Raw genomic sequence first — 25,211 nt, 5'->3', positions numbered from 1 at the left:
TCTATAATTTTTTATACGCTTAACTACGCACAGTGTATCACACCCTGTATCTTTTTTAAAAGAACATACGAAAATAAAATCATGCATTAATGCTCGTGATGCTCATGATGACCTCATGCAATGGAAATGAAAAAGGTACGCCCTGGCAATTTGACCAAGGCATACCTTTTGTCTACTTTAAGACTTCCTATCCAAGAACACGCTTTTTCAGCACTTCTTTATCCTGAATACCTTCTTCAATCTGAATCTCATACGCCTTTTTTAATAATAATCCCATGGCCGGACCTGGCTCGATTTGATCAATCAAGTCGCGTCCCTGCAACTATTACTTTGAAGCACTTTCTAATAGCTGTTTAATTTCAGGAGTTGTGGCAAAATTAGCTGCTGTTCTACCTTGCAAATCCTTAGCGTTGACATCTGCTCCGGCCTTAATCAGCATGCTCACAAGGGTTGCATCATTTTTTTCTACTGCTTGCATGAGCACCGAACGACCGTTTTTGTTTTTGGTATTTGCATCAGCACCAGATCCTAGTAGGAGGCCAACAATATCTTTATCGCCTTGTGTAACAGCATCGCTAAGAACTGGTTGTCCCCTACGATTATTAATTTTAACATCTGCCTTTGCTCTGATCAGGATTTCAACAATATCTTTATTGTTAGATAAAACAGCAACTGCGAGTGGCGAATTGCCATCTTTATCTTTGACATTTACATCCGCGCCAGCTTTAATCAACATCTCAACAATAGTCTGAATACCTCGGCGAATTGCTAACAGGAATGTAGAGCTATCAACTTTAGCGCCAGCATCAACTAATGCCTGTACTATACCTGCGTTATCTTGCAAAACCGCTGCCTTAAGCGCAGTCTTATCCTCACTTGATAAATTTACATCCGCGCCCATTTTAATCATTTTTTTGATCAAAGGTATGATTATTGTATTCTTCTTTTCATCCTGTCGCGCTAACAAGATAAGTGCGGTATTGCCCAACTCATCCACTGCGTTAAGATTAGCACCAGATTTTATAATATCTTGCCTATTTAACAATGTTTCTATCGCTTTAATATCAAATGAGGCAGCTTGAAGCAATCTATTTTCCCAAGATGCTATTTCAGACAACTCTACATTAGCTATAGGATTTACATATTGGGAAACAACAACTAGCTCATCTGACGATAGAAGCTTGGAAAAAATTGTGTCATAATTAAAAAATCTTTTAACTTCGTTATGTTGAAAATATTCTATAACAGTTGAAATGAACTGATCTTTTATTATCTCACTTTTTTGTTTGTTTTTACTTTCTTGAAGCTCCGTTTTTGACAATAATTTGCTCGATTTTTTCGTGACATATTTAACTTCTTCATCTGCTCCATAGATGTCATAATACACCTTATCATCAACAGTCCTATAAATAACATGTGCCTCAAATCCCTGCATCCTGATCAACATATTATTAATTTTCATAGAATCTTTGTGAAAATTAACCATGTCAATATAAAAATACTTTGGAAATTTATAGATTATACCAAAAAACAGCCCTACTAATTCATCAATAGAACGGCGCTCTTCAATATTCAATGTAGAAATTTTATGCAATGAAATATAGGGGAGTACCGACAAAATACTCGCGTTAGAAAAGCCTTCAACCGTAAGTTCATAAAGATTTCTCGCGTAGAGAAGAACTCTTTCGCTTCCAATAACGATGGGCTTCTTTTCTAATGCTCGACTTGCGGCTAAGGCATTAGTAATGGTGTAGACACCCTTCAGATTCACCGCACGAAATATTTTGCTTTTGGGGAACATAACTTGAGGAAGATTCGAAACATCTTCCCTAACTCTAAGGAAGCTCCCCCTAATCGTTATTGGTGTTAGTATATGGATTAATTCCTCATCTTTGAAAATAGTCGGCTTAACACCTATAGTGTAAGAAAATGTATTGAGTGCATTAAATAATCCCGCTAGTGAGTAAGAATTCTTGTCTAAACAGTCCCTATCCTTAGAACACGCCACACATAGATCGATATTTTTCTTAGATACCGAAGTTATAACCGAATCTTCTCCTATAGATCCATTAACAATAACAAAATCAGGTTCTTCTATTCCCAGCCCTAAAATATTACCCTTTTCAGTAACAAGAGTAGAAGCAAATGGTAATAACGCATTATAACCTCCACCATGACATGTCAAATAGTACAAAAAATTGGTATTAATGTTATGCACCAAAAATTGTATCATCTTTCTAAAGGCAGGCAACTTAAGCCCTGCTATTGATGCATCATCATAATCGGCAATTTTTAATGATGAAAATTGCGTTGGTAATTCTCCAGAATCAATTACAGCTTCAAGCTTTCTTGAATATATTCCATGCCCCTCCAGATAGATATTCCACATACCTGCCGATTCATCTTTACTTTGAATAAACAATGCAAATAAATTATCAAGATTAATCGGCGCAGTCCTATCCGAACCAATTTTTATATTTTTAAAATCCATTGGATCAGATATTTTGATAAGATCCTTAATATTAAATCCACTTTTTTTAGGATCTTCTTGTAGTTGTTTATCAGTCAAATAGGATTTAGGAATAAACAGGTAAAAATCTTCTGATTTATTTTTATATACCGACCATCCATTTTCCTTAAAACTATCTAATACAGCCTGTTGCACCCTTTTAACCTCATCAATCTCAGACGTAAAAAATGAATGTAATAAAAAATTGCTTAAAATCATGGGATAACGAGCATCACAGAATGCAAAGGCAACAATGTAGGTCATCAGACCTTTACCTGACTCACTTTTATCTAACCATATGGCAACATTATGTTGATTATCGGGCCTTTGATGTTTGTTATCTTGTAATAGTTTCTTAGCTGCAGAAACAAGATCAGCCCTTGTTTTAGCTAAAGCATCTTTAACACGCTTATCAACGATAGTTTCTTGTTTAATCTTTTCAACCTCAGGTACTAATTTTGCAACAGCTTCCATATCCTTCTTGTCGATTGCTGTTTTAAGTTCATCTAACTTCTTACTCAATACAGTTTGCTCAGATTTTTTGGTAACTAATTGCCCTGCATCAGTCACCGTAGATACCGTTGATTTTTGTGCAGCAAAAATAGTAATGGCATACACCTGCATCATAATGAATACAGTAAGTATTTTGCTCAACTTCATACGGCTTCCTTTTTTTTAAAAATAAAAATTACTCTACGATAAATTTTCAAGAACGCGCTTTTTCAAAACTTCCTTGTCCTGAATGCCTTCTTCAATCTGAGTCTCATAGGCCTTTTTTAATAATTCGCCCATTGCGGGACCTGGTTGGATTTGATCAATTAAATCACGCCCTTGTAATGCAGGCTCTTCGCTATGGTCTTTAACCTGTGCTTCTTGCGCACGTTCTAAGAACTTATCTATATCTTCGACTGGAGCCATTAACGGCTCCGGCCCATAAGGATTACGCCCACGTTTGTCGGCTCGTGCAACATCAGCAAGCATCTGCAAGTTGAGATCTGGTGCCAATTTACGTGCCAAGCGCTTATACGCAGCACGTGATGCGTCGCTGGCAATAAATTCACCGGGCAACAAATGATACTTCACCAATAAACAAACAGAATCAATCAATGCAACGTTATGCGTAATGCGATGCAACATTGTTCTTGCCAATTCTGTGCCAACATCGGCATGACCAAAGCTTCGCAATCTTCCATCAATAAGCTTTGTGGTAGTTGCCTTGCCAAGATCGTGACACAAAGCCGCATAGATTATAATAAGTTTTTTTGCCGCGTCGCACTCTGTTTCTGCTGCTGCATCGACCGCTTGCATCGTGTGTTCAAACACATCGCCTTCTGGATGCCAATCAGGTTCTTGCGGCACGCCAACTAATGCAGCAACTTCTGGCAACACTTCATGAAGACGACCAATGCTGTGCAACCAACGAATGCCTAATGATGGTCGCTTTGATTTTAAAAATAATTTTTCAAACTCAACTTCAATGCGCTCACGCGATACGCCGCTTATATCCATTGTTTTACATAGCTCGTTCAATGCAACATCGGGCACCATTTCAAAGCGACCAACAAACTGCATAACACGGAAAAATCGTAGGGGATCTTCAGCAAACAGTGCCGAATCGGGCGCACGCAAAATTTTATTGTGTAAATCTTACTGTCAGTACGCGGTAATGACCAATCAACATCAAGCACATGCAAACGCAATACACCAAATGATTTGCCTACTAAACTCACCGGCCCGTAGTGACGCAAAATTTCTTCAAGCTGCGAGAGTAATAAACCATGCACTTCGATATCTAAATCCTTGATAACACGATCCAACAAAACGTCGCGCACGGCACCACCTACCAGGAATACTCGTCCACCTTGTTGATCAATCTGAGTAATAATATCGCGTACAGGATAGTATTTTATCAACACTTCTTGGAGCGCTTGCTGATGTTGAGAAGAGATTTTTATACTTTTCATACATACCACTTTTTTGTTAAGACGTTTCTTATTTATGTACCATTATAGCACTATTAATTGCAACGAGTATGCTGAATGAATCAATAGACTGAAAATTCAAAAAGATCTACCATAATGCATGTACGATATTAATGAGATATTTATAGAAGGATACGACTATGAAAAAGATGTTACTATTATTGGCACTTGCACATGCCCCCCTTGGCTGCATGGGAAAAGATGAGGAACATAAAAATGAATCTGATAACGTTCAAGCTGGAAGCGAAAAAGAAGATTTTTACCGTCAAAATGAAGTCGATAAATTCTTATCCAGCCTCATGCAACAGTCAAAACATGCAAGACACTGCTTCTTACAAATGCGCATTGGAGAAATAATAAGAGAAAATTCAATCCCTGGCATATTAGGCTTATCTCCTCTTCAATTTGTTGCAGGTAGTGGCATATCCGGCCGTCAGGAAACAATGGTTGTACATCGACCAACAAAAAAAATAATCCCAGCAAACACTTGCATGCCCATGATTAATATGCTTGCTGGAGCAATAGCTGTCACAGAACAAGCTCTCATTGAAAACAACAACGTATCTTGCTCCATAGCTTGCGCACTTGAATCAACTCGAATCAATGACGTGGTACTTTTAACTAATATTCTCATTCATGATAATTATAACAGTACGCGCGACAGTGTTCATACATTACCAAATATTTTACTTGAAACACATACGAAATGGCCGCCCCAACATGTTCGTGAACATGTCAAAGCAGCATCAGCATACACTCTAATAAAAGCAGCACTTGAAATTCGAAAAGATAACAAAACTGATGAATTACCTATTAAAGATATTGGTGATTTATTAACTGATGATTCATGGAGAAAAGACTTACAGGCCGCTGGACAACATGCAGGGGCAAAACGTAAGAATGAAAAAGATTCTACTGCCGCTGAGGATGAAGCAAGAGAATCATCTTCAAAAGCTAAAATTTAAGAAAGATTGGTACGCCACACGGTGCGGGCGTTTGAATCCAAACGATAAGAGTTAAACCTAAAAAACTTACCATTGCAAATCACTTGTCCACCGACCCATTCGATACTTTTTTTTCATGCTACGCATTTCAAAAAAAACTCAGGGCGAGCGGTGGATAGAAACTCTTTGTAATATATGATCTTGATTCCTTGAAAAAACTGGCCAAGCACGAGGGAAGAAAGCTTTTTACAATGTGCCGCCAGCCCAGGCTACGTTTATCCGGGCCATCAGGCTCGGCAAACTACGTCGGGCATACTTCGCTCAGTTCTACCAATATTTTTTTATTAATAATACGGAGTCCTTTAAAAAGATGGCTTGCCATACGTGGTTCGATACTATTTTGCTTCGCAAAATCACTTCCGTCTTCGCCTTTGGCTTCGCCGGACGCAGTCGTTTTTTAATGATTGTCTTCCTTTAAGAAAATGGCCGCGCCATACGAAGCTTGCCGATCCGGAAGGCCCGGATAAGCGAAGTATGGAGCTAACCGGGGTCGAACCGGTGACCTCATGAATGCCATCCATGCGCTCTACCAACTGAGCTATAGCCCCAAAAAATTTCATTACGAAATTAAAATAAAAGAAGTATAATTATTTTAAAGATAATTAAGGGAAATGCAATAAAAAAAGGGATACGTTGCTATGGCTCACCCAAATAACACTATCTACTTTCTACTGATCATAAACGTACTCTGCATACTTCCCAAACTTAATGCACATGTTCAGCTCAACATAACACCAATACACAATAATGAACAACACATTACCATTACGTTTACGCTAGAACCGGGCGATTTCGTTTATAAAGAATATCTAACTATTACTGCTGACCATCCTGCAATTACCCTATCTGAATGGCGCAGTAATAGTGAAGCACAAGCGTATTACGACACTGCCTTTAAAGAAACAAAAAAAGTATATATACAAAGCTTTTCAATAACCGTTACTGCAAAAACAGAGAATATAAACCTCAATGATGCCCAACTTCATGTCAGCTACTACCAACATTCAAGCAAGCATATACAAACGGCGCTGTGTTCATTATTTCAACAATCAGCTCAAGAAACAACAACGTTTGCTCTTGCCCAACATGTTGATGTGCCATCAGAAGGCAATGACATGCAATTGCCCAAGACCAGAGTGTCCGTACAGCCCCTCGATCCATTAACACAATACATCAACGCCGCGCTCACCATTGTGCAAATATGGTGGGTTAAAATCATAGCGCTTGCCCTTGCTCTCATAGGTATAGGATATACTATCTATTGGATGCCATGGTTTTACGCCCTTGGCATAGGTATTATGGGCATTGTGGGATATTTTCTAAACATATTTCTCCCGCCACATATAACGTTATGGATACTTGCTGGCTCATGCACTCTGAGCGGCATAGTGTGTATCTACCTTGGACAGTTCAAAAAAAAATACCGATGGCATTCTCTTTTGAACACCATCGGCATATTTTTAGTTGCAGGCTCTATAGTACTCTATGCACAAGCATATCAAACGTACTATATGCATACATTACTCAAACTTCTTAATTGAATCTTTAGGATGATTACGATCGCTCACTCTTCTTTCTTTTGCTTCACGAAGCTGACGATACATCGTATCAACAACACGGTCTAAGGTTTGATAAAAATCATCCCCTTGGTGTTCGTATTCTGATACTAACTTGTAATTCGGTGACTGAACATGCAAAGTAACCTTATGATGCTCACGAACCTTAGATGGCTCAAAAATGAACTCTATGGTAACAGGAGAAGCTTCGTTCTCTAGAAAGCGTTCTACTTTTGCCAATTGATCCTGAGCGTATTGCTCCATGCCAGCTGATTTTTCCATATGCCGAAAGGTAAATTTGACGTTCATTTGATAACTCCCCTTAGGTTAAACTCACTACTTAACGTAGAAAAAGTCTATACTAAAGGAAAGTTAAAACGCAACCCATACCTAATGTTTACATAAAAAACTAGCGAGCGCGCCAGCTTTTACGCAGAACAAATCGAACAGGAACACCAACTAAGTTATAGTTCGCACGCATAAGATTCTCGAAGAACATCAATTGACTTGGTCCAAACCAATCAGATTCGTTCACAATTAATAGAATAGTGACCGGCCCCTTTTTAATTTGCTTAGCACCATAGACAATCAAAATAGATTTTTTGTGATAAAGAGGTTTTCTTTCTATAGCCGCTTTAAACAAAATAGTAAGATCTTCTTCAGTAATCCACTGGTTGTAGCGCTCACAAACTTCTTTGACAAGTGGCAATACACGGCCAACATTTTTACCCGTCAAACATGAGATGTTTAACTGCGGTACTTTTTTGATCAAATACTTATATTCATCAATACTTGATGCCATAAATTCTTTTGAATCTTCAGTTGCCAAATCTTGTTTGTTAAACAATAAGATCAACCCTTTATGTTTTTCAGTGAACGCATAAAAGGCAAGCTTAAGTTCTTGGTCGGCAAGTTTGCTTTCGGAAGCATCAATGAGTAGTAATACTATATCCGTCTCCTGCAAAGCACGAAACGAGCTCTTGACCATCAATGATTCTAAGTCTTCCGTCACTGAATGCTTTCTACGAATACCAGGTGTATCGGTAACCTGGATGTCTTCTTGATAAAAAGATATCGTTTCGCTAAACGCTTCTCGCGTTGTACCAGCAATTTCAGATACAATTGAACGCTCTTTGTTGAGCAATAAATTCATTAATGAAGATTTACCTACATTGGGCTTGCCAAGCAATACGACGTTGCATCCAGTTTTTTCTTCTGGCAGAGCTCTTTCTTTAGCAGGCCACATGTTACTGACCAAATCAAGAATATCGCCAATACCTCGCGAATGCTCAGCCGAGATTTCTAGTATCGTTTCAAAACCAAGCTGACGGAATTCATCGATATTTTCAGCAGAAATTTTGCTATCCATTTTATTAACGACAAGAATCGTTTTTTTACCAGACTTGTGTAATAATTTTCCTATTTCGCGATCTTCTGACGTAAGACCCGCAACAGCATCACAAACAAATAATACAGCGTCTACCGTTTGAATAAGGTCGAGTACGCCTTGGCGAGATTTTTCCGCGATAGGGTCCATTGATTTACGCAAACTAATGCCGCCCGTATCGATTAAATCAAAAAATCGCCCCTGCCAAGAGACGGTATCTTTAATAAAATCGCGCGTTACACCTTCATAATCAAGCGTAATACTTTTAACATTTTCAGATAACCGATTAAACAATGTTGATTTACCAACATTCATACGGCCAACAATTATAACACTAGGATTTTTGCTCATGGGCGCTTTCTTTAAATTCTCGCACGGTACCTGGAAAGTATTGTAAAATCATGGTCGCTTTTTTCCATACTGTAGCATCTGAAACATCAATGCGTGGATTAAGCTGCTCAGATGGAGCGCCATATTTTTTTCCAGAATTAAACGGTGCAACATAATTTTTTTTATAGGATTGTTCTTTGTTTACTGGTTGCTCACTTACATTCTTTTTTACAAAAGACTCTCGTGAGACTTCAATCTTAATAAACGGAGTTGCCACTTTTCGTGGCATATCTGTCGTTTTATTTTCTAACGTAAAAAGAGGCTTCAAGGTTGCTGTGCCACCAAAATATTTTTGCAACAATGGTTGCCACAAACGAGCAGCACCATCCAACCAATCTTTAAATAATATTAATTCTTTTGAAAACGCAACTTCAAGAATCTTAGACGTATCGTTAAAACGGACACAGATACCCTGTTTGAACACAGAGTTAAGTAACGGATCTTGCAATGCTTCTACATCATACAAGAAGTTCTGCCATGGCTTTAAAACAGACATCCCTTCAACTTCCTCTTCATCCTCATCTTCGACATCTTCACCTTCATCCTGAAGATCGTGACCAACAGGAGCCGCATCACCAACATCAGCAGCTGAAGCATTTTGAGGAGTAGAAGAACCAGAATTATCATCAACGTTATTCTTCTGACACATTTTCAGTAAAATAATTTCGAGTAAACCATGTTGCGCGGTAGTTTTTAAAAATGAATTTTCATGTGCATACAAAACATCAAGAAGCTCGTGCAATTTTGAAACAGGACATTTCTGTACCATTCTCTTAAGCACATCAAGATGTTCTATAAAATGCTGCGGCTCAACGCCATGCTTAATCCACAATGCAGCACGAATAAGTTCATTCAATTTGTTCCATACAAATTCAGCTGAGTAGCTGGCAACATTCTGAGCCTTCATGTAACGCAAGAGCTCAGCAACACCACCAAAAAGTAAAATCTTAAATAAAGCGACTAAACGCTCATCATCAAGATGACCTAATACATTAAGCACAGCTTGTTTGGTTACATTGCTCGTTGAGAATCGTACCTGCTCTAACAAGTTAATCGCATCTCGTGCCGAACCTTCTGTAGTTTTTACAATAAGATCCAAACCAGCTTGATCAAAATTAATGTTCTCAGCCTGGCATATTGCAGCCAAGTGATTAGACAAGCTTGGTGCGTCTACTGGCGTAAAAAAAACATGGAAACAACGAGACTTAACCGTATCAAGAATTTTTTGAGGATCAGTCGTCGCTAAAATAAAGAGCACTGATGACGTTGGTTCTTCCATGACTTTCAGAAAAGCATTAAATGCCGCCTTACTCAACATGTGAACTTCATCAATAAGATAAATTTTCTTACGACCCATCACCGGCAAAAAGGATGATGCGTCAACAATCTGACGAACGTTATCAACACCGGTATAGGACGCGGCGTCAATTTCGATAAAGTCTGGATGTTGGCCATTGGCCATCGCAATGCATGAAGCACACTCAAGACAAGGGACTTTAATAATTTTTGGATTTTTTTGAAAATCAGGCAACTTCTCACAATTGACGGCCGACGCAAAGATACGAGCCATACTTGTTTTGCCACATCCTCGCTGACCTGAAAAGAGATAGACCGGGAAAAAACTTTCTAAATAGAGACTGTTTTTAAGCATTCTGATGGGCAAAGCTTGTCCCACCATTTGATCGAATGATTTTGACCGCCATTTTCGCGCAAGATTAAGAACAGTGCTCATAATAATTTATATTCAATAATTCAGGAATAAGTATCTACCGTCGTCGCTTTCATTACTCTATTAATTATACCATAAATTTTGCTTCGCCAAAAGAAACGGCTTGCAAGCCACTCACCCTACTTCGCTAATCCATGCCTCCCGGCTTGGCTAGCTACGAAGGGTTTCTACTCGCCACTCATCCCCAACTTCAAACACATGGAGTTTCTGGCGCAGTAGAAAAAGGGGAAGTAACTACAAGAAATCAATACCCCTGCTGCTTCCTTTCGGACCTGACAGATTATGCATTTATTCTTTACTTACTTCCCCAGATTTGTATTTTCATTTTTTGTCTTAACATTAAATTAAGACATTTTTTTCTTGTTCTACTTCGCTAATCCCTCTACGCTAATCCAGGCCATCAGGCTTGGCTAGCTACGCCGGACTTCGAGCTGCGAAGAACAAGCACGCTTCGCTTTATCAAACTTTATAGATAAAGTCCCTTAAGAAGATGGCCGCGCCATACGAAGCTCCTTAAAGAGCAAAGTATGGAGAGAGAGGGATTCGAACCCTCGATGCCCCTTTCGAGACATACACGATTTCCAATCGTGCTCTTTCGACCACTCAGACATCTCTCCAAAAAATTTCAATCGTTTTGCTTACTCAGCTAAAACAGCTTTTTTTGCTTTCTTTAGATCTTCTGCTGCTTTGCGCTTAGCCTTAGCATCTTCTTCTTCTTCATCAGCTTGAGCAAGTACTAATGCAACAGTTTCATCAATAGCTGGTCGAGTAACAACTTCTGCAACAACAGGCTTTTCTTTGCCTTGTGCTTTAGCTGCATCTTTACCTTGTTGTACCGCAAGCCCTAAGTAGTCAATAATAACTTTAATAGCGCGTGGAGCATCATCGTTTGCTGGAATAACGTAGTTAACCAACGATGGATCGCCATTAGTATCAACAATTGCTACGACAGGAATACCAACTTGCGCTGCTTCTTTAAGAGCAGAACGTTCTTTGGTTACGTCAACTAATACAATTGCGCCAACCGGCCAATGTAAATTTCTAATACCACCAATATTCTTTTCCAAACGTTCTACCAGTTTTTTAAACACGGTAAATTCTTTTTTGGTATAGTGAGAATATTTGTCTGATTTTGCAATAATATCTTCAAAGTGCATCAATTTGGTAACTGACTTTTTAACTTGAGGATAGTTACTCAAAGTACCACCAATCCAACGGTGATTTACAAAAGGCATATTCAAGCTTGTTGCCATTGAAGTAACAACACCTTGAGCAGACTTCTTGGTACCAACCCATAAAATTGATTTGCCTTCAGCTGCGACACTTTCAAGAAATTTAGCCGCTTTTTCTAATTGATTAGCTGTTTTAGCAACATCAATCAAATGAACGTTATTCTTGTAGCCCCAAATATAAGGAGCCATTTTTGGGCACCAACGAGATGTTTGGTGACCAAAGTGAACACCGGCTTTAACGAGATCTTGAAAATTAATTGTTCTTTTTTCTGCCATGAATAATCCTTGTAAGGGTTATGACTATTACTTCCTCTGGGATTGGCATATCGCCAATGACCACCCTTATGTAACGAGAAAGCAAGGTTTTTAATAAAAACTATCAATCAAATTTTAGCATAATACTAAGGAATTTCAATGAAAACCCTTAAGATGCTGCCTCTATTTCAACTACCGCCTCAGCACCTATGACTTCATTGTTGGCAACCGCCCTATCAAACCGTCTGCCTAGTAACAATGCTGTTCCAAACCAACCACCAACAAGAATGGCAAAAAAGAATGAATGCACGGGCATAAATAATCCGGGTCCGAGCCTTGCTGCCATAACGTTAAACGCTTGACCAGCGCTTTTGGCAAACTTACTACCAAAGGCATCAATCCATGATTTTGATTTGAATTTAATCTCTTTAACGGTGGGAATATAAAGACTTTCTCTGACTGGCCAACTAAAGGCATAATTTAAAGCTTTTAGGGCTACAAAAGCAACCATAAGAGCATAAGGACTTGCATTGCTTGCCATCAAATAAAGCAGCAATATTCCGCTGATAATAGGTATCAAAATCAAACAAATACGTTCGCCAAGTCTTTTGAGTAAGGCACTCGTACCAAATAGAGCAATAAATACGCCCGCTAAGTGGTACATAAATGACATTTCTAATAAGAAACCACTAACATCAGACAGGCTCTTGGCATTTGCCTGGGCAACTTCAAGACGCATGAACCCAAGTACGGTAGAAATCACCTCATAAAAGAAAACCATACCAAATATGCCAAGCACATAAGGATATTTAGCAAACATAGTTATACCAGAGAACATGCCGGTCTCTGTCTTGCCTTCTTTGTCTTGCTGTTTTTCAAATTGATATACCGCCTCATAACCATGCAGATAGCGAGCCGGAACATATCTAATCAATGCCCAAACAATGAGCGGAACCACTAACAAACACAACGATGCTAAGCCTATAATCAGTTGATGCTTAGTAATATCAGAATCAGAGATACCGCAGGCAAGATCGCTGCCACCTTGGCATAAAAAATACCAAGCTAGTCCGGCACTTGTCACGCCACCCAGCTTAGAACCAGATACCATGGCACCGTAATTTTTTTTAGCTGATTCAGGAGAATTGATCGAGTTTGCAAAGGCCCAAAATACACTGACCACAAACGGAGAATATCCTTCGATGAAGAAATAGAAAAACCAACCAAACAATCTGTCGGGACTCGCAACAGTATTAGCCAACCCGATAGTTGGATGTCCTAATAAAAATGCAAAGATAAGACCAACCATCCCGAAAGAGAAACTCAGGAAGCTCAGCAGTTGATAACGCTTCATTTTATCAACAAGCCTGGAGTAAACAAAAATTGCTGGAATGAGGACAAGCATAAAGGTCCACTTGGCCATAGGCACATAATTTTTGCCTACGATATGCATGAAAACGGAATCTTTCAACTCTTTAGCAACGGTATACGCAGCTACAATCAAAAAGAAGGTGAGCGTGAGAAGCGCAACTTTTAACCGTTCGTGCTTTTCAATGTCATAGAATGCACCCAATATATTCTTGAAAGCAGAAACTGCAAACTCACGAAGACTGCCAAATTTTTTCTTAAGACCCATACTCATAAAATCCGTTCCCCGACCTTTTAGTAAAAACAATCAAAAAAACCTTTAGTTCATAGACCAGTGTACTAAAAAAAACAGAAAAAGCCTTCTAAAAAGATTATTCTAGAAGGCTTTTTCTATCAATAGACCAATTCCGAGAATCATCACAAAGGACAATAACCTTTTGAATAATTCAAATAACCAAACTAAAACACAAGATAACACTCGAAAAGCCTCTTCCATTAGAAATTAGAGCTCATGTTTAATTTAATACAAAGAGAAAGAGAATCCTAGCAAAAGATTACTCATTTGTAAAAAATAATAAGAGTATTCACATTGAACTGCAAGCCGACCCCTGCCGCAGTCCAATAATACAAAGGGCAACAGGCAGTCTCCCTAACCCCTAACAGTGATAAACTTGTATAGGTACTCTCGTAAAAAAATGGTATACTAGAACCATATAATGGATCTCATGACCTAGCATTTTATTGGCTTACACGGCCTAGGATATATAATATGATAATCGATAATCAAACAGAACCGACCACAATAAAAGAACACAATTTTCTGCCTCTTTTGCCGCTTAAAAATGTAGTAATATTGCCCAAAAGCATCATCCCTATTATTGTAGGCAGACAATCTTCTATTCAAGCAGTTGAATATGCACTCAAGCACGATCGTACTATTTTTATTACTGCACAGCATAATTCTGCTATTGAAAACCCAACCGAACAAGACGTTTACAAATACGGTACCAAATCAACCATACTACAAGTTATGCGCATGCCTAATGATGCTCTCAAGATTCTTGCTGAAGGCATTAGCCGCGCACGCATTCTCAAAACAGAGCCCACTGATGGTTTTTTAGGCGCTTGGTGCGAAGATCTACCAACAACCAATATGAGCAAAACCGTTGCGCTTGAAGCAACGTGGCGCCAATTACAAGCGCTATATGCCGCTTATGCCAAGCTCAATGAAAAGGCTCCAGCCGATCTAGCCATAGTGGCAAAAAATGTGCACGACATGGACTATATCACTGACACCATCGCTGTTCACATTACCAATTTATCGTTTGATGATCGCCAAAAAGTACTTGAAATCACTGATTTGAAAAAACGTATGGTTACCTTGTGTGCTATGCTTAAAAATGAAATCGAAATTCTGCAAACAGAAAATCGAATTCGTGGGCGCATTCAAACGCAGGTAGAAAAAAACCAACGCGAATATTATCTCACCGAACAAATCAAAGCAATTCAAAAAGAGCTGGGACGCGAAGATCAATCAGCTGAGCTTGAAGCTATCAAGTCAAAACTCAAGACACTCAGTCTTTCAAAAGAAGCTCTTGAAAAAGTTGAACGCGAACTCAAGCGTTTGGAACAAATGCCGCCTCTTTCTTCCGAAGCAGTCGTAAGTCGTAACTATATCGACTGGATTATTTCAATTCCATGGAAAAAGATAAGCGAAGACACGATTGGTCTTACGGAAGCAGAAACCATGCTCCAAGAAAGCCATGCGGGACTTAAAAAAGCCAAAGAACGTATCATTGAATTTTTGGCAGCTAAAAAATTCTCAAAAAATCTTGATAAGTCTCCCATCATTTGTTTGGTTGGTCCTCCTGGTGTTGGCAAAACATCACTTGGAAAATCAATCGCTGAAAGCTTAGGCAGCAACTTTGTGCGCATTTCACTTGGCGGTATTCGTGACGAAGCAGAAATACGCGGTCATCGTAGAACCTACATCGGCGCAATGCCCGGAAAAATTGTGCAAGCAATGCGCAAAGCGGGCACCGTAAATCCTGTCATTTTGCTTGATGAAATTGATAAAATGTCACGCGATATGCATGGTGACCCTTCAGCCGCGTTGCTCGAAGTGCTTGACCCAGAACAAAACAAATCATTCGTTGACCACTTTCTTGATGTTGAATATGATCTTTCAAAAGTTATGTTCATTGCAACTGCCAATATGATTGATGGTATTCCGTATGCATTATATGATCGCCTAGAAATTATCAATCTATCTGGCTATACAGAAGATGAAAAAATAGACATTGCTGAAAAGTTTTTAATTCCTAAAAATTTAAAAACCTATGGCCTTACTAAACAAAAATTCAAAATTACCAGCGACATCATCCGTACGGTTGTTGCCAACTACACTAAAGAAGCCGGCGTGCGCCAACTTGAACGAGTTATCACCAAACTCATGCGTAAATCTATTCAAGTATTGTTGAAAGAGAAATCAGTTAAGAGCGTCACGATAACCGATGCAAAAATAAAAGAATGGCTAGGACATCCTACCTTCAGGAAAACAAGCTTGTCGACCAATCAAAACAAAATTGGTATTGCTACCGGCCTTGCATGGACTGAAATAGGTGGCGACGTACTTGAAATTGAAACAACGGTTATTTCAGGAAAAGGTGGTCTTACCTTAACCGGCCAGCTGGGTGAAGTAATGCAAGAATCTGCTCATGCTGCATTAAGCTATATCAGATCACGCGCTGCAGATATTGGATTAAAAAGCTCTTTCTACACAACTAAAGATATACACATTCACATTCCTGAAGGCGCAACCCCTAAAGATGGTCCGTCGGCTGGTATCACCATGTGCACAGCACTGGTGTCAGCACTCACTAACAATCCAATACGCAATGATTTTGCCATGACGGGTGAAATAACCTTACAAGGGCGTGTACTGGCAGTTGGTGGTTTGAAGGAAAAAATTCTTGCCGCTAAACAACATAATTTTAAAACGGTCATTGTTCCGCAAGAAAATTACGATGATGTTCAAGAAATTCTCAAGGAAATTGAAATTGGTGGCTTACAATTGATGTATGTATCAAGTATGGATGAAGTACTCAAAGCAGCCTTTGTGAAAAATCCATTTGATAAAACTACCATTAAAGCTGCAAAAGCCACTGATGATAACCAGCATAAAAAACCAACGAAAAAAAAAGCTAAACCTGCCAAGAAAAAAAAGAATTAAACAAAATTCTTTTTAAGAAAACATTGAAATTCTTGCAATGAACCACGCATCTTGTCTATGGTAAAAGACAAGAAAGAATAGATTAGTGAAGTCATTTAATAACCATTATTAAGGAGAGAGAAATGATGAAAAAAGGACTACTAACCCTATTGTGCGTTTCATTGCTTGCTATGGTACCTGCATGTAAAAAAAGAGGCTGCAATAGCTGCACCAAAGAAACAACAACCTCAAAGAGCACCAAAGAAAAAAAGACAACAACAAAAAAAGCTACCTCAAAAAAAGCTCCAACAGCTAAAACTGGCAAAGTAGCAACTACAAGAGAAATAGCTGAAGAATCTTACTCACAAAAATAAGAGACAGATTCTTTAAAAATACAAAAGCGAGGAAACTTTCGAAAGTTTCCTCGCTTTTTTTATGTACAAAAAATTAAGAAATTTTATTTTTAACTACATCTATAATCAGGTCAATCACTTGATCCTGACTTAATGCTGAGCTATCAATAATAAGAGCGCCATCCGGAATGACTAACGGCGCCACTGCACGCTCACTATCACGCTTATCTCGCGCACTCACTAATTTTTTAGCTTCATCGAAATCCACTACATTGCCCAAGACCGCCTGCAATTTTTGCCAACGTAATGCGCGAACATCAAGCGAGGCTGTCAAAAAAAATTTAATTTCAGCGTCAGGAAACAATACAGAACCGCAATCGCGACCATCAGTAATACTGTCGACATTTTTTACTAAATTGCGTAAGAAACAAACCACCGCATCGCGCACTATAGGATTGGCACTCATTACTGATGCAGCGTTGGCGACATCACTGGCAGACAAATACTGCGTAATATCTTCCCCATCAAATACTAATGTCTCACCCGTGCCTGAAGCATAGCAATACAGTAGGCGCTTGGCATCTAACAAATTAATAATATCAGATTGAGCTACAGCACCAATAGTTTCTAGGCGGTAGCCACATTCACGCATCAAAAGATAAGCCAGCGACCTATACACAGCGCCAGAGGCAATATAATAATAACCAAGTCGTTGTGCTATGCTCCGCGCAATCGTTGATTTGCCACTAGCGACGGGGCCATCAATAGTAATAATCATACTGATTTTAACCCCGCAACATCGAGACCAACTAATTCAATATTAACCCGGCCAGACCAATGATTTTCTGAAACCTGTGCGGCCAAAGAAAACGGCTCCTGCTCTTGTGCAAGAAACAGTTCAAATAAATCAGGACGATTGAAAAATACTACTGGTTTAATAACACCATCGGCAAAGACATGACATTTAACATGCGCATCCTTCATGAGTGTCGGCTTTTGTACCTGCGTAACATTTTTAACATAAAAAGTAGGATTGGTGTTGGCATTACCAAACGGCTCGAGTTGACCAATGTCTTCCATAAATTTTTTAGTAAGATCGGGCAACGTAACTTCAGCATCAAGCACTAATTTTTGTTGTAAATCAAAGGGTGTTAACTGTTCAGCGATTAATGCTTCTAATTTTGCTTTTAATAAAGGCACATTCTCAACTTTAAGAGAAAGTCCAGCAGCCATAGGATGGCCACCATATTGTATTAAAAGATCATGACATTCTTGCAATGCTTTAAACATATCAAATTCAGGAATCGAGCGACATGACCCTTTGGCAAGCCCATCTTTTGTGAGATGAAATAATATGGTTGGTTTCCCATAAGCACCTACAAACCGTGAAGCAACAAGACCTATAACTCCCGCAGGCCACTTTGTGCTTGCCGCAACAATTATATTCTCTTGTTTTACGTCAATAGATCCATGTGCAATTTCCGCATCAACTTCAAGAAATATAGAACGTTCAATATCTCGTCGTGCTTGATTCAATTCAAGAAGCACGCGACCAACATCATTAACTTCTTTTTCATCTGAACCAATGAGAAACTTTACAGCCTGGCGCGCATCTTCTAATCTTCCGAGCGCATTAATTTGTGGTGCAATGCAAAAGCCAATATCAGTTGCTGAAATTTTTGGTTTTTCGAGTTTGCCATTGGTTTTCAATGTCTTGAAAGATAAACTTTCTAACTTATTAATGTAATTCAAGCCATGACGAACCCAGAATCGGTTTTCTCCCAATAAAGGCACAACGTCTGCAATAGTTCCCAGCATGAGCAATTCATACGCTTTTGCTGGCATCTCTAATTTTTTTAATTCATATAATAACGAAAGCAATTTAAACGAAACACCAACACCGGCCAATACTTTAAAAGGATAATCACAATCATGTTGATTAGGATTAACAATGGCAAATGCATCAGGCACATGCGCATGGGTTTTATGGTGATCGGTAATAATTAAATCAACACCCAGCTCTTTTGCACGACGTGCGGGTTCAAACGCCGTGATGCCATTATCAACCGTGATCACCACTTTATAACCATTACTCGCGGCACGTTCAATAACCTTTGCTGAAAGGCCATAGCCATCGCGTGCACGATTAGGAATAAAAAAATTAATATCGGCACCCAGTGGTAACAAACTAATTAACATCATAGCTGATGAAGTCACGCCATCAACATCGTAATCACCGCACACCAAAATTCTTTCTTTGCGCTCTATTGCTTGCAGAATTCGTTCAGCTGATTTTAGTGCATCTTTCATTAATGATGGATGCGCAACGTCACCTTCATACGAAGTAAAAAGGAAGCTGCCAATAGCCGCTTTATTAGTAAATCCACGCGTCATCAATGTTTGAATAATAGGAAAGGAAAGATTGTACGCTGATGCTAATTCAAGCACCGTTGCGTTATCGTAAACAGGTAGCTTCCATAGATATTTAGCGCCTTGAACTGTCTGCATGGAATATACCTTGATGTTATTTATTACACTATTACTCAACCAGCGTAACAAGAAACCACAACAATTTAAAGCATGGGCTACTAATCTATTGCTACACCTAATGCAGTATGTTTTTCTAACTGTGCGACTTTCCACGCAATTGCCTCAATGATCTTTTTTTCATTGGCACGTACATGAAACTCCATGAGCCCACTCAGCTGCAATACCTGCTCTTTGGTATATTCAAAATTAGAGGTGTGGCAATAGCCATCCAGCATGCATTTGGCAACATCAAATCCTTCCAATAACGTAATAAATTCTGCAAACTCAGGCTTACCTTTTACTGATGCCAATAACGCCGTATCACTAATAAGCGGCATATAAATAACCAGTGGAACCGTTGGGTCATTATCATCTTTAAATATACTTACCGAATATTTTTCTACATTTTCATGCGCAAGAACTGGGATCTTTAACCCTTTCTCCTTGGCATACTGTGTAATCCTTGGCAAGTCGACAGGTAAATCAAAAGAAGCATCCACCATTATCATGATATCTGCTGCACGTCGCTTGTCACTCAGCGGAGGGTATGGAATATTCATATGGCCGCCGGCATCTGCTAAATTAATAATTTTAACGTTCTTAAGTTGACTATCTTTCATGTCACAAGTGAAATTATTAATTTCTGCTGTTGTAATACGTTGATTGCCAATCGAGTTCAGAATAGCATCAATAGCTTGATCAAACGGCGGGACTATCTTCTTTCCCTGCATAAAAAAACTAATTTGACTGGCAATTTTAGTGGCCCCTCCAGAAGTGCAAATACCAAGCAAAGAAGCAAGAGGTTGCTCTGGCGCATCATTGGTCGAAACACCATTTTTGAACATTCTGTTAAAAGACCATGTCGGAACATACATGCCACGCGTATTAGTACCCATCCACGATGCACCAATTTCATACGGCGTAAACTCATACCAATCTTGCGATGCATGTTCGTCCGCACGCACAGCCGTGTAAATAGGAAACGGCATGGCACCATCAGAAATTGTTTTTGCTTGTTGCGATAAATACAACCTATACCGATTATCACCAAAATTTTCTAGTAAGGCATTACCCGTAAGACCTGCCCACAAATCTATCATGGTCACCTGTTCTTCAAATGCCGCTTTAATCAACAAGCCCTGCGCCAATAAAAAAAATTAATTAATAGAAACCGACCATAAACCACGAGCCATTTTGGCAATCAACGCCTCTTTACACTGTTCAACAGAAAAACCACTCGACATCCACTGACCAATGGTAAACGTTGATCCTGAGACGCCAGCTATATAAGCGGTCGCATCCATAAGACCAATAACATTCCAGCCAACATTAAAACCCGCCAAAGTAGCCATGGCGCGATAACCACCACCACTGCCTAGAATCGCAATAGTAGGTACATTTCTTGTATCTATTGAACGACCCAATAATTTTTCAAGGGCTGATTGAACCTTGAGCAGGCGTTTTTTACGATATACTTGTTCCTCAGAACACAACTCGTTACCAATCCGCACATGCGCTACTTCATCTTTATGCGGATTGTCTAACACTGCCTCAGAAGTTTTTTTTATATACGATGCTATGGGCCGAATATATTCTACAATAGATGGTGTTACAAACTGTAGGATTTGATTTCTTACATTTTTAAGTTTATTAACCGCCGGCAGCACCACTTCGTATTCAACCGTGTCGTATGCCTTCAACTCTGGTCCATCCAATGCAAAATAGAGCGAATCTCCTGAAATAAGGTGTATGTTAGCCTGTGCAATTTTTGCAAATGCGTCAGCCTCAATAGAATTTCCAAGATCTTTGGCAGAAAAAGAAAATCCCAACACACGCTCATCCGTTGGGCGCTCTATATCAACAGAATCACCATTTTTGATAGTGATAGGAACAACTGACTGCACATCAATATTTGTCAATGACACTGGACGATACATCGAAGCAAATACATCTCGCTCAGTCTTATTATAGAGGGTAATCATCTCCGCCCGAGCAACAATCGAGCATATGCTGCAACAGAACGCCATTCTTAATAATTTCCTCAAACATATATCAGCCATATTTTTTCACCTCTATTTTGGTGTATGAGCTTTTTCTAACTGATCAACTTTCCACACAATTGCCTCAATAATTTTATCTTTATTTGAAAGCACGTTAAATTCCATGAGAGAACTTACCCTCTGTGCTTCTTCATTTGAATATTTAAGATTTGTCGTACTACAATAATCATTTTTTATACACTCTAAAATATTAAAGTTCTTTAGTAGAGGAACAAATGCCGCAAGCTCTGAATTATTATTAGCCTCTGCCAACAATACCGCATCATTCACCAACGGCATGTAGATTACTAAAGGAACTGTAAGCATCATGTTCGTCTTTAAATACAGTGAGCACACGATTTTCTATGGCAGCGTAATCAATTGCAGGGAACTTAAGCCCTTTGTCTCTGGCATACTTTTCAACTCTTTTAAAGTCAGTTGGAGAATCATCTGCAAAATCAACAAAAATTAAAATATCTGCCTTTCGCTCAGGCCTTTCACCACTTACCGGAGGATAGGGTAAATTAAATTCAGTAGCACCATCGGCTAAGCGCAGCTGCTTAAGATCTTTTATAGTGCTCGCTTCCATACCAAAAGAAAAGTTATTAGCAACGGCAGTAGTAATACGTTGGCTGCCCAATGTATTGATCATGACATCCATAACTTGATCAAAGGGTGGTAGCACCTTTTTGCTTTCCGTTATTTTTTGAATTGCTTCTTCAACCGATCCAGCAATCGCGGCACCAAAGGTGCCCTTTTGAAATCCTAAACTTTGTTCAGGTGCAAAATCAATCGACTTACCAGCAAAAAATGTTCTTCCATAAGCCCAAGAAGGAATATACATGCCACGTTTATCAGTCGCGATCCAGGTCGCACCAATTTCATAGGGCGTAAATTCATACCAATCCTGTTTTGCATGCTCATCGGCACGTACTGCCGTATAAATAGGAAATGGCCAATCACCACCCTCTATTGTCTTTGCTTGCTGCGATAAATAAATTTTTTGACGATCGTCCCCAAAATCTTTTAACAAGGCATTAGCCAAAAGAGCCCCATACAAATCTATAATTGTTAACTCTTGATCATAGGCGGCCTTAACCAAAAGATTGCCCGCTAACAACATAAGTTCAGGAACACTTAAACTATAAATACCCTGTTCCGTTTTTGGAATCAACTGCTCTTTAAAACGCTCAATCGATAATCCACTGGCAACCCACGAACCAATCGACCACGTAGAACCAGAAAGCCCAACCATATAGGTAACAACATCCATAACTCCCAGTTTTGTTATGCCAAGGTGCCAACCGATAGAACACAACATAGCACGGTAGCCGCCACCACTTTCTACAAGAGCAATATTAGGAACATTTTTTGAATTTACTGAACGTCCCAATAATTTTTCAAGCGCCGTTTTAACGTTTGGCATACGCTTTTCAAGATACGCTTTTTCTTCCATGCACAACTCGTTGCCGATACGCACTTGTGCTACTTCATCTTTATGAGGATTTTGTTGCACTGCCTTTGAAGTTTTTTTAACATACTGAGAAAGCGGCTTCATATACTCCGCAATTGAAGAAGTAACCACCTGCTTTATTTGATTTTTAACATTACTTAATTTGGCAATTGCCGGCAACACTACTTCGTACTCAACCGTGTCGTACCCCTTCAACTCAGGCCCATCCACCGCAAAATAGAGCGAATCACCCGAAACCAGATGGACTGGAACGTGCGCAAGTTTGGCGAATGTATCAGCTTCTATAGAACTGCCAAGATCCTTTTCAATGAAAGAAAATCCTAATACACGATCGTCGGCAGGCCGCTCTATATCTACAAAGCCCTCTTTTTTTATCATGATGGGAATCACCGACTGCCCATTAGCATGCACGCCAGATTTTTCCGATGATGCCGACCGATACATGGAAACAAATACATCGCGATCAGTTTTATTGTGAAGCGTGATAATACCAGCCCTAGTCGTCACAGAATATAAATTAAGACACAACCCCACTACCAATAATCTCTTTAAACGTATATCAGCCATAATTTTCCTACACTTATTTTGATGTATGAGATTTTTCTAACTGATCAACTTTCCATGCAATCGCTTCAATAATTGTATCTTTATTAGCAAGCACATTAAATTCTGTTAATGCACTGAGCTGTTCAACCTGTTCTTTGGTATATTTATTATTCGCTGTATCACAATAGCCACCATGCATACATTTTTGCACATCAAAACCATCAATATGAGCTATCAATCCTGTAAATAATTGAGCATCTTTTGCTTTTTTAATTAACGAGGAATCACTCACTAGTGGCATGTAGATAACTAACGGCACGGTAGAATCATTTGCATCTTTAAAAATACTTACCGTACGATTTTCTACATTCGCATAATTAATGACAGGATACTTAAGCCCTTTTTTCCGCGCATACTTTTCAACCTTACGAAAATCACCTGGAAGCCCCAATGAAACATCCAAGAATATCATAATGTCAGCTAACCGTTCAGGTCGCTCACCACTCAATGGCGCATAGGGTAAATTAATCTCATTGCCGGTATCACTTAAATTTATCTGCTCCGCATCTTTTACCACACTACCTTCTATGCCAAAAGCAAAATTATTAATGGATGCAGTAGTGACTCGTTGATTGCCAATAGTCGATAACACTACATCAACTATTTGATCAAAAGGCGGCAGTATTTTTTTATTCGCGAAAATAAATGCGAGAGAAGTATCGATTCTTGCAGCGATTGCGGCACCAAAAGTTCCCTTCATAAATCCTACGTTTTGCTGTGGTGCAAAATCTACTGAGACACCATTTTTAAATTTTCTTCCATATGCCCATGTGGGAACATAAATACCTTGTGGCCCCAGCCAGGTCGCTCCAATTTCATATGGCGTAAATTCATAGATATCTTGCTTGCTATTCTCATCCGCACGAATTGCCGTATAAATAGACAACGGCCAATCGCCATCCGCTATGGTTTTTACTTGTTGTGATAAGTATTGCATATAACGTTTATCCCCAGAGTCTTTCAAGAACGTATTGGCGATTAAGCCACCCCATATATCTATTAAGGTTACATTTTGATCAAAAGCAGCTTTCACCAAAAAGCTGTTAGCTAACAATATAAATTCATAGGGAGTTATATTTAGTAACCCCTCGCCAACCGTCATAGAAAGTTTTTCTTTAAACTTATCGATGGGCAAACCACTCAATAACCATAATGCTACAAACCACGTAGATCCAGAAACACCCGCCATGTAGGTTACCGTGTCCATCAATCCTATTTTCGTAAAGCCCTCAGCCCACCCAGTAAAACTCACGAGAGCTCGATGACCACCACCGCTGCCAAGAAGAGCAATTTTGGGCACATTTTTTAAATCTATTGAACGACCCAGTAATTTTTCAAGTGTAACTTTTACTTTAGGCATACGTTTTTCAAGATACGCTTTTTCTTCAGTACATAATTCGTTACCAATCCGCACATGCGCAATTTTATCTTTATATGGATTTTCTTGCACCGCTTTAGAAGTCCTTTTAACATACTGAGAAAGCGGCTTCATATACTCCGCAATTGAAGAAGTAACCACCTGCTTTATTTGATTTTTAACATTACTTAATTTGGCAATTGCCGGCAACACTACTTCGTACTCAACCG

General features: G+C 39.2%; 17 protein-coding genes, 2 tRNA genes, 1 other RNA gene and 1 pseudogene. 4 read left to right on the top strand and 17 right to left on the bottom strand.

Going from position 1 to position 25,211, the window contains the following annotated elements:
* Window positions 1–325: 325 nt before the first annotated feature.
* From NTX86_04365 to NTX86_04355, 3 genes are read right to left on the bottom strand one after another with little or no spacing between them, the layout of a single operon-like run.
* Window positions 326–3,169, bottom strand: coding sequence for an ankyrin repeat domain-containing protein (locus NTX86_04365; GenBank protein ID MCX5922531.1), 2,844 nt, complete (start codon window positions 3,167–3,169; stop codon window positions 326–328).
* 33 nt (window positions 3,170–3,202) lie between these two features.
* Window positions 3,203–4,081, bottom strand: coding sequence for an HD domain-containing protein (locus NTX86_04360; GenBank protein ID MCX5922530.1), 879 nt, complete (start codon window positions 4,079–4,081; stop codon window positions 3,203–3,205).
* Complete coding sequence (locus NTX86_04355; protein MCX5922529.1) at window positions 4,036–4,473, bottom strand: hypothetical protein; 438 nt, start codon at window positions 4,471–4,473, stop codon at window positions 4,036–4,038. Before NTX86_04355 ends, NTX86_04360 begins: the two co-directional genes overlap by 46 nt.
* A 158-nt stretch (window positions 4,474–4,631) precedes the next feature.
* Between NTX86_04355 and NTX86_04350 the strand changes: the two genes are divergently transcribed.
* Entirely contained in the window at window positions 4,632–5,456 is an 825-nt protein-coding gene (locus NTX86_04350) for a hypothetical protein (protein ID MCX5922528.1), read from the top strand.
* Window positions 5,457–5,970: 514 nt separating this feature from the next.
* On the opposite strand, the gene NTX86_04345 is transcribed toward NTX86_04350, so the two are convergent.
* Window positions 5,971–6,043, bottom strand: a tRNA-Ala gene (locus NTX86_04345).
* A 90-nt stretch (window positions 6,044–6,133) separates the two neighbouring features.
* On the opposite strand from NTX86_04345, the gene NTX86_04340 reads away from it, so the two are divergent.
* Window positions 6,134–7,036 carry a hypothetical protein gene (locus NTX86_04340; GenBank protein MCX5922527.1) on the top strand — a complete coding sequence of 301 codons (903 nt, stop codon included), beginning with the start codon at window positions 6,134–6,136 and terminating at the stop codon, window positions 7,034–7,036.
* Here NTX86_04340 and raiA read toward each other — a convergent pair.
* The 7 genes from raiA to NTX86_04305 all read right to left on the bottom strand — a co-directional run bounded on the left by raiA (window position 7,016) and on the right by NTX86_04305 (window position 13,686).
* Entirely contained in the window at window positions 7,016–7,360 is a 345-nt protein-coding gene (gene raiA, locus NTX86_04335) for a ribosome-associated translation inhibitor RaiA (GenBank protein ID MCX5922526.1), read from the bottom strand. The two genes, NTX86_04340 and raiA, sit on opposite strands and share 21 nt — an antisense overlap.
* Before the next feature lie 100 nt (window positions 7,361–7,460).
* Entirely contained in the window at window positions 7,461–8,789 is a 1,329-nt protein-coding gene (gene der / locus NTX86_04330) for a ribosome biogenesis GTPase Der (protein ID MCX5922525.1), read from the bottom strand.
* On the bottom strand, window positions 8,773–10,560 hold the full coding sequence (gene dnaX, locus NTX86_04325) for a DNA polymerase III subunit gamma/tau (GenBank protein MCX5922524.1): 1,788 nt from the start codon (window positions 10,558–10,560) through the stop codon (window positions 8,773–8,775). The genes der and dnaX overlap by 17 nt, the downstream gene beginning before the upstream one ends.
* 215 nt (window positions 10,561–10,775) lie before the next feature.
* Window positions 10,776–10,869: signal recognition particle sRNA small type (gene ffs / locus NTX86_04320), an RNA gene on the bottom strand.
* 216 nt (window positions 10,870–11,085) lie between these two features.
* Window positions 11,086–11,174: transfer RNA gene (locus NTX86_04315), tRNA-Ser, on the bottom strand.
* Window positions 11,175–11,195: 21 nt separating this feature from the next.
* Window positions 11,196–12,065, bottom strand: a complete 870-nt coding sequence (gene rpsB, locus NTX86_04310; protein ID MCX5922523.1) for a 30S ribosomal protein S2 — start codon at window positions 12,063–12,065, stop codon at window positions 11,196–11,198.
* 148 nt (window positions 12,066–12,213) lie between these two features.
* Complete coding sequence (locus NTX86_04305; protein ID MCX5922522.1) at window positions 12,214–13,686, bottom strand: hypothetical protein; 1,473 nt, start codon at window positions 13,684–13,686, stop codon at window positions 12,214–12,216.
* 495 nt (window positions 13,687–14,181) lie between these two features.
* On the opposite strand from NTX86_04305, the gene lon reads away from it, so the two are divergent.
* A complete protein-coding gene (gene lon, locus NTX86_04300) occupies window positions 14,182–16,644 on the top strand; it encodes an endopeptidase La (GenBank protein ID MCX5922521.1) in 2,463 nt (820 codons plus the stop codon).
* A 122-nt stretch (window positions 16,645–16,766) separates the two neighbouring features.
* Window positions 16,767–16,997 carry a hypothetical protein gene (locus NTX86_04295; protein ID MCX5922520.1) on the top strand — a complete coding sequence of 77 codons (231 nt, stop codon included), beginning with the start codon at window positions 16,767–16,769 and terminating at the stop codon, window positions 16,995–16,997.
* A 73-nt stretch (window positions 16,998–17,070) separates the two neighbouring features.
* Here the strand turns inward: NTX86_04295 and cmk are convergent, their stop codons facing one another.
* The 6 genes and pseudogenes from cmk to NTX86_04265 all read right to left on the bottom strand — a co-directional run.
* Window positions 17,071–17,754 carry a (d)CMP kinase gene (gene cmk / locus NTX86_04290; GenBank protein ID MCX5922519.1) on the bottom strand — a complete coding sequence of 228 codons (684 nt, stop codon included), beginning with the start codon at window positions 17,752–17,754 and terminating at the stop codon, window positions 17,071–17,073.
* Window positions 17,751–19,484, bottom strand: a complete 1,734-nt coding sequence (recJ, locus tag NTX86_04285; protein ID MCX5922518.1) for a single-stranded-DNA-specific exonuclease RecJ — start codon at window positions 19,482–19,484, stop codon at window positions 17,751–17,753. The genes cmk and recJ overlap by 4 nt, the downstream gene beginning before the upstream one ends.
* Before the next feature lie 80 nt (window positions 19,485–19,564).
* Window positions 19,565–21,442, bottom strand: a pseudogene (locus NTX86_04280) (hypothetical protein).
* 135 nt (window positions 21,443–21,577) lie between these two features.
* Entirely contained in the window at window positions 21,578–21,874 is a 297-nt protein-coding gene (locus NTX86_04275) for a hypothetical protein (GenBank protein ID MCX5922517.1), read from the bottom strand.
* On the bottom strand, window positions 21,828–23,585 hold the full coding sequence (locus NTX86_04270) for a hypothetical protein (protein ID MCX5922516.1): 1,758 nt from the start codon (window positions 23,583–23,585) through the stop codon (window positions 21,828–21,830). The genes NTX86_04275 and NTX86_04270 overlap by 47 nt, the downstream gene beginning before the upstream one ends.
* A 13-nt stretch (window positions 23,586–23,598) precedes the next feature.
* The coding region (locus NTX86_04265; GenBank protein ID MCX5922515.1) for a hypothetical protein at window positions 23,599–25,211 on the bottom strand (1,613 nt) is incomplete at its 5' end.

The organism is Candidatus Dependentiae bacterium, from assembly GCA_026389015.1.
GTDB lineage: Bacteria > Babelota > Babeliae > Babelales > Vermiphilaceae > JAPLIR01.
Note: the sequence above shows the minus strand (reverse complement) of the source record. Positions and strands in the feature narration are given on the sequence as shown.

Bases quoted from the DNA above. Each gene is read 5' to 3' on its own strand.
- NTX86_04365 (MCX5922531.1), bottom strand. From the start codon at position 3,169: ATGAAGTTGAGCAAAATACTTACTGTATTCATTATGATGCAGGTGTAT.
- NTX86_04360 (MCX5922530.1), bottom strand. From the start codon at position 4,081: ATGCAGTTTGTTGGTCGCTTTGAAATGGTGCCCGATGTTGCATTGAAC.
- NTX86_04355 (MCX5922529.1), bottom strand. From the start codon at position 4,473: ATGAAAAGTATAAAAATCTCTTCTCAACATCAGCAAGCGCTCCAAGAA.
- NTX86_04350 (MCX5922528.1), top strand. From the start codon at position 4,632: ATGAAAAAGATGTTACTATTATTGGCACTTGCACATGCCCCCCTTGGC.
- NTX86_04340 (MCX5922527.1), top strand. From the start codon at position 6,134: ATGGCTCACCCAAATAACACTATCTACTTTCTACTGATCATAAACGTA.
- raiA (MCX5922526.1), bottom strand. From the start codon at position 7,360: ATGAACGTCAAATTTACCTTTCGGCATATGGAAAAATCAGCTGGCATG.
- der (MCX5922525.1), bottom strand. From the start codon at position 8,789: ATGAGCAAAAATCCTAGTGTTATAATTGTTGGCCGTATGAATGTTGGT.
- dnaX (MCX5922524.1), bottom strand. From the start codon at position 10,560: ATGAGCACTGTTCTTAATCTTGCGCGAAAATGGCGGTCAAAATCATTC.
- rpsB (MCX5922523.1), bottom strand. From the start codon at position 12,065: ATGGCAGAAAAAAGAACAATTAATTTTCAAGATCTCGTTAAAGCCGGT.
- NTX86_04305 (MCX5922522.1), bottom strand. From the start codon at position 13,686: ATGAGTATGGGTCTTAAGAAAAAATTTGGCAGTCTTCGTGAGTTTGCA.
- lon (MCX5922521.1), top strand. From the start codon at position 14,182: ATGATAATCGATAATCAAACAGAACCGACCACAATAAAAGAACACAAT.
- NTX86_04295 (MCX5922520.1), top strand. From the start codon at position 16,767: ATGATGAAAAAAGGACTACTAACCCTATTGTGCGTTTCATTGCTTGCT.
- cmk (MCX5922519.1), bottom strand. From the start codon at position 17,754: ATGATTATTACTATTGATGGCCCCGTCGCTAGTGGCAAATCAACGATT.
- recJ (MCX5922518.1), bottom strand. From the start codon at position 19,484: ATGCAGACAGTTCAAGGCGCTAAATATCTATGGAAGCTACCTGTTTAC.
- NTX86_04275 (MCX5922517.1), bottom strand. From the start codon at position 21,874: ATGATGCTTACAGTTCCTTTAGTAATCTACATGCCGTTGGTGAATGAT.
- NTX86_04270 (MCX5922516.1), bottom strand. From the start codon at position 23,585: ATGGCTGATATACGTTTAAAGAGATTATTGGTAGTGGGGTTGTGTCTT.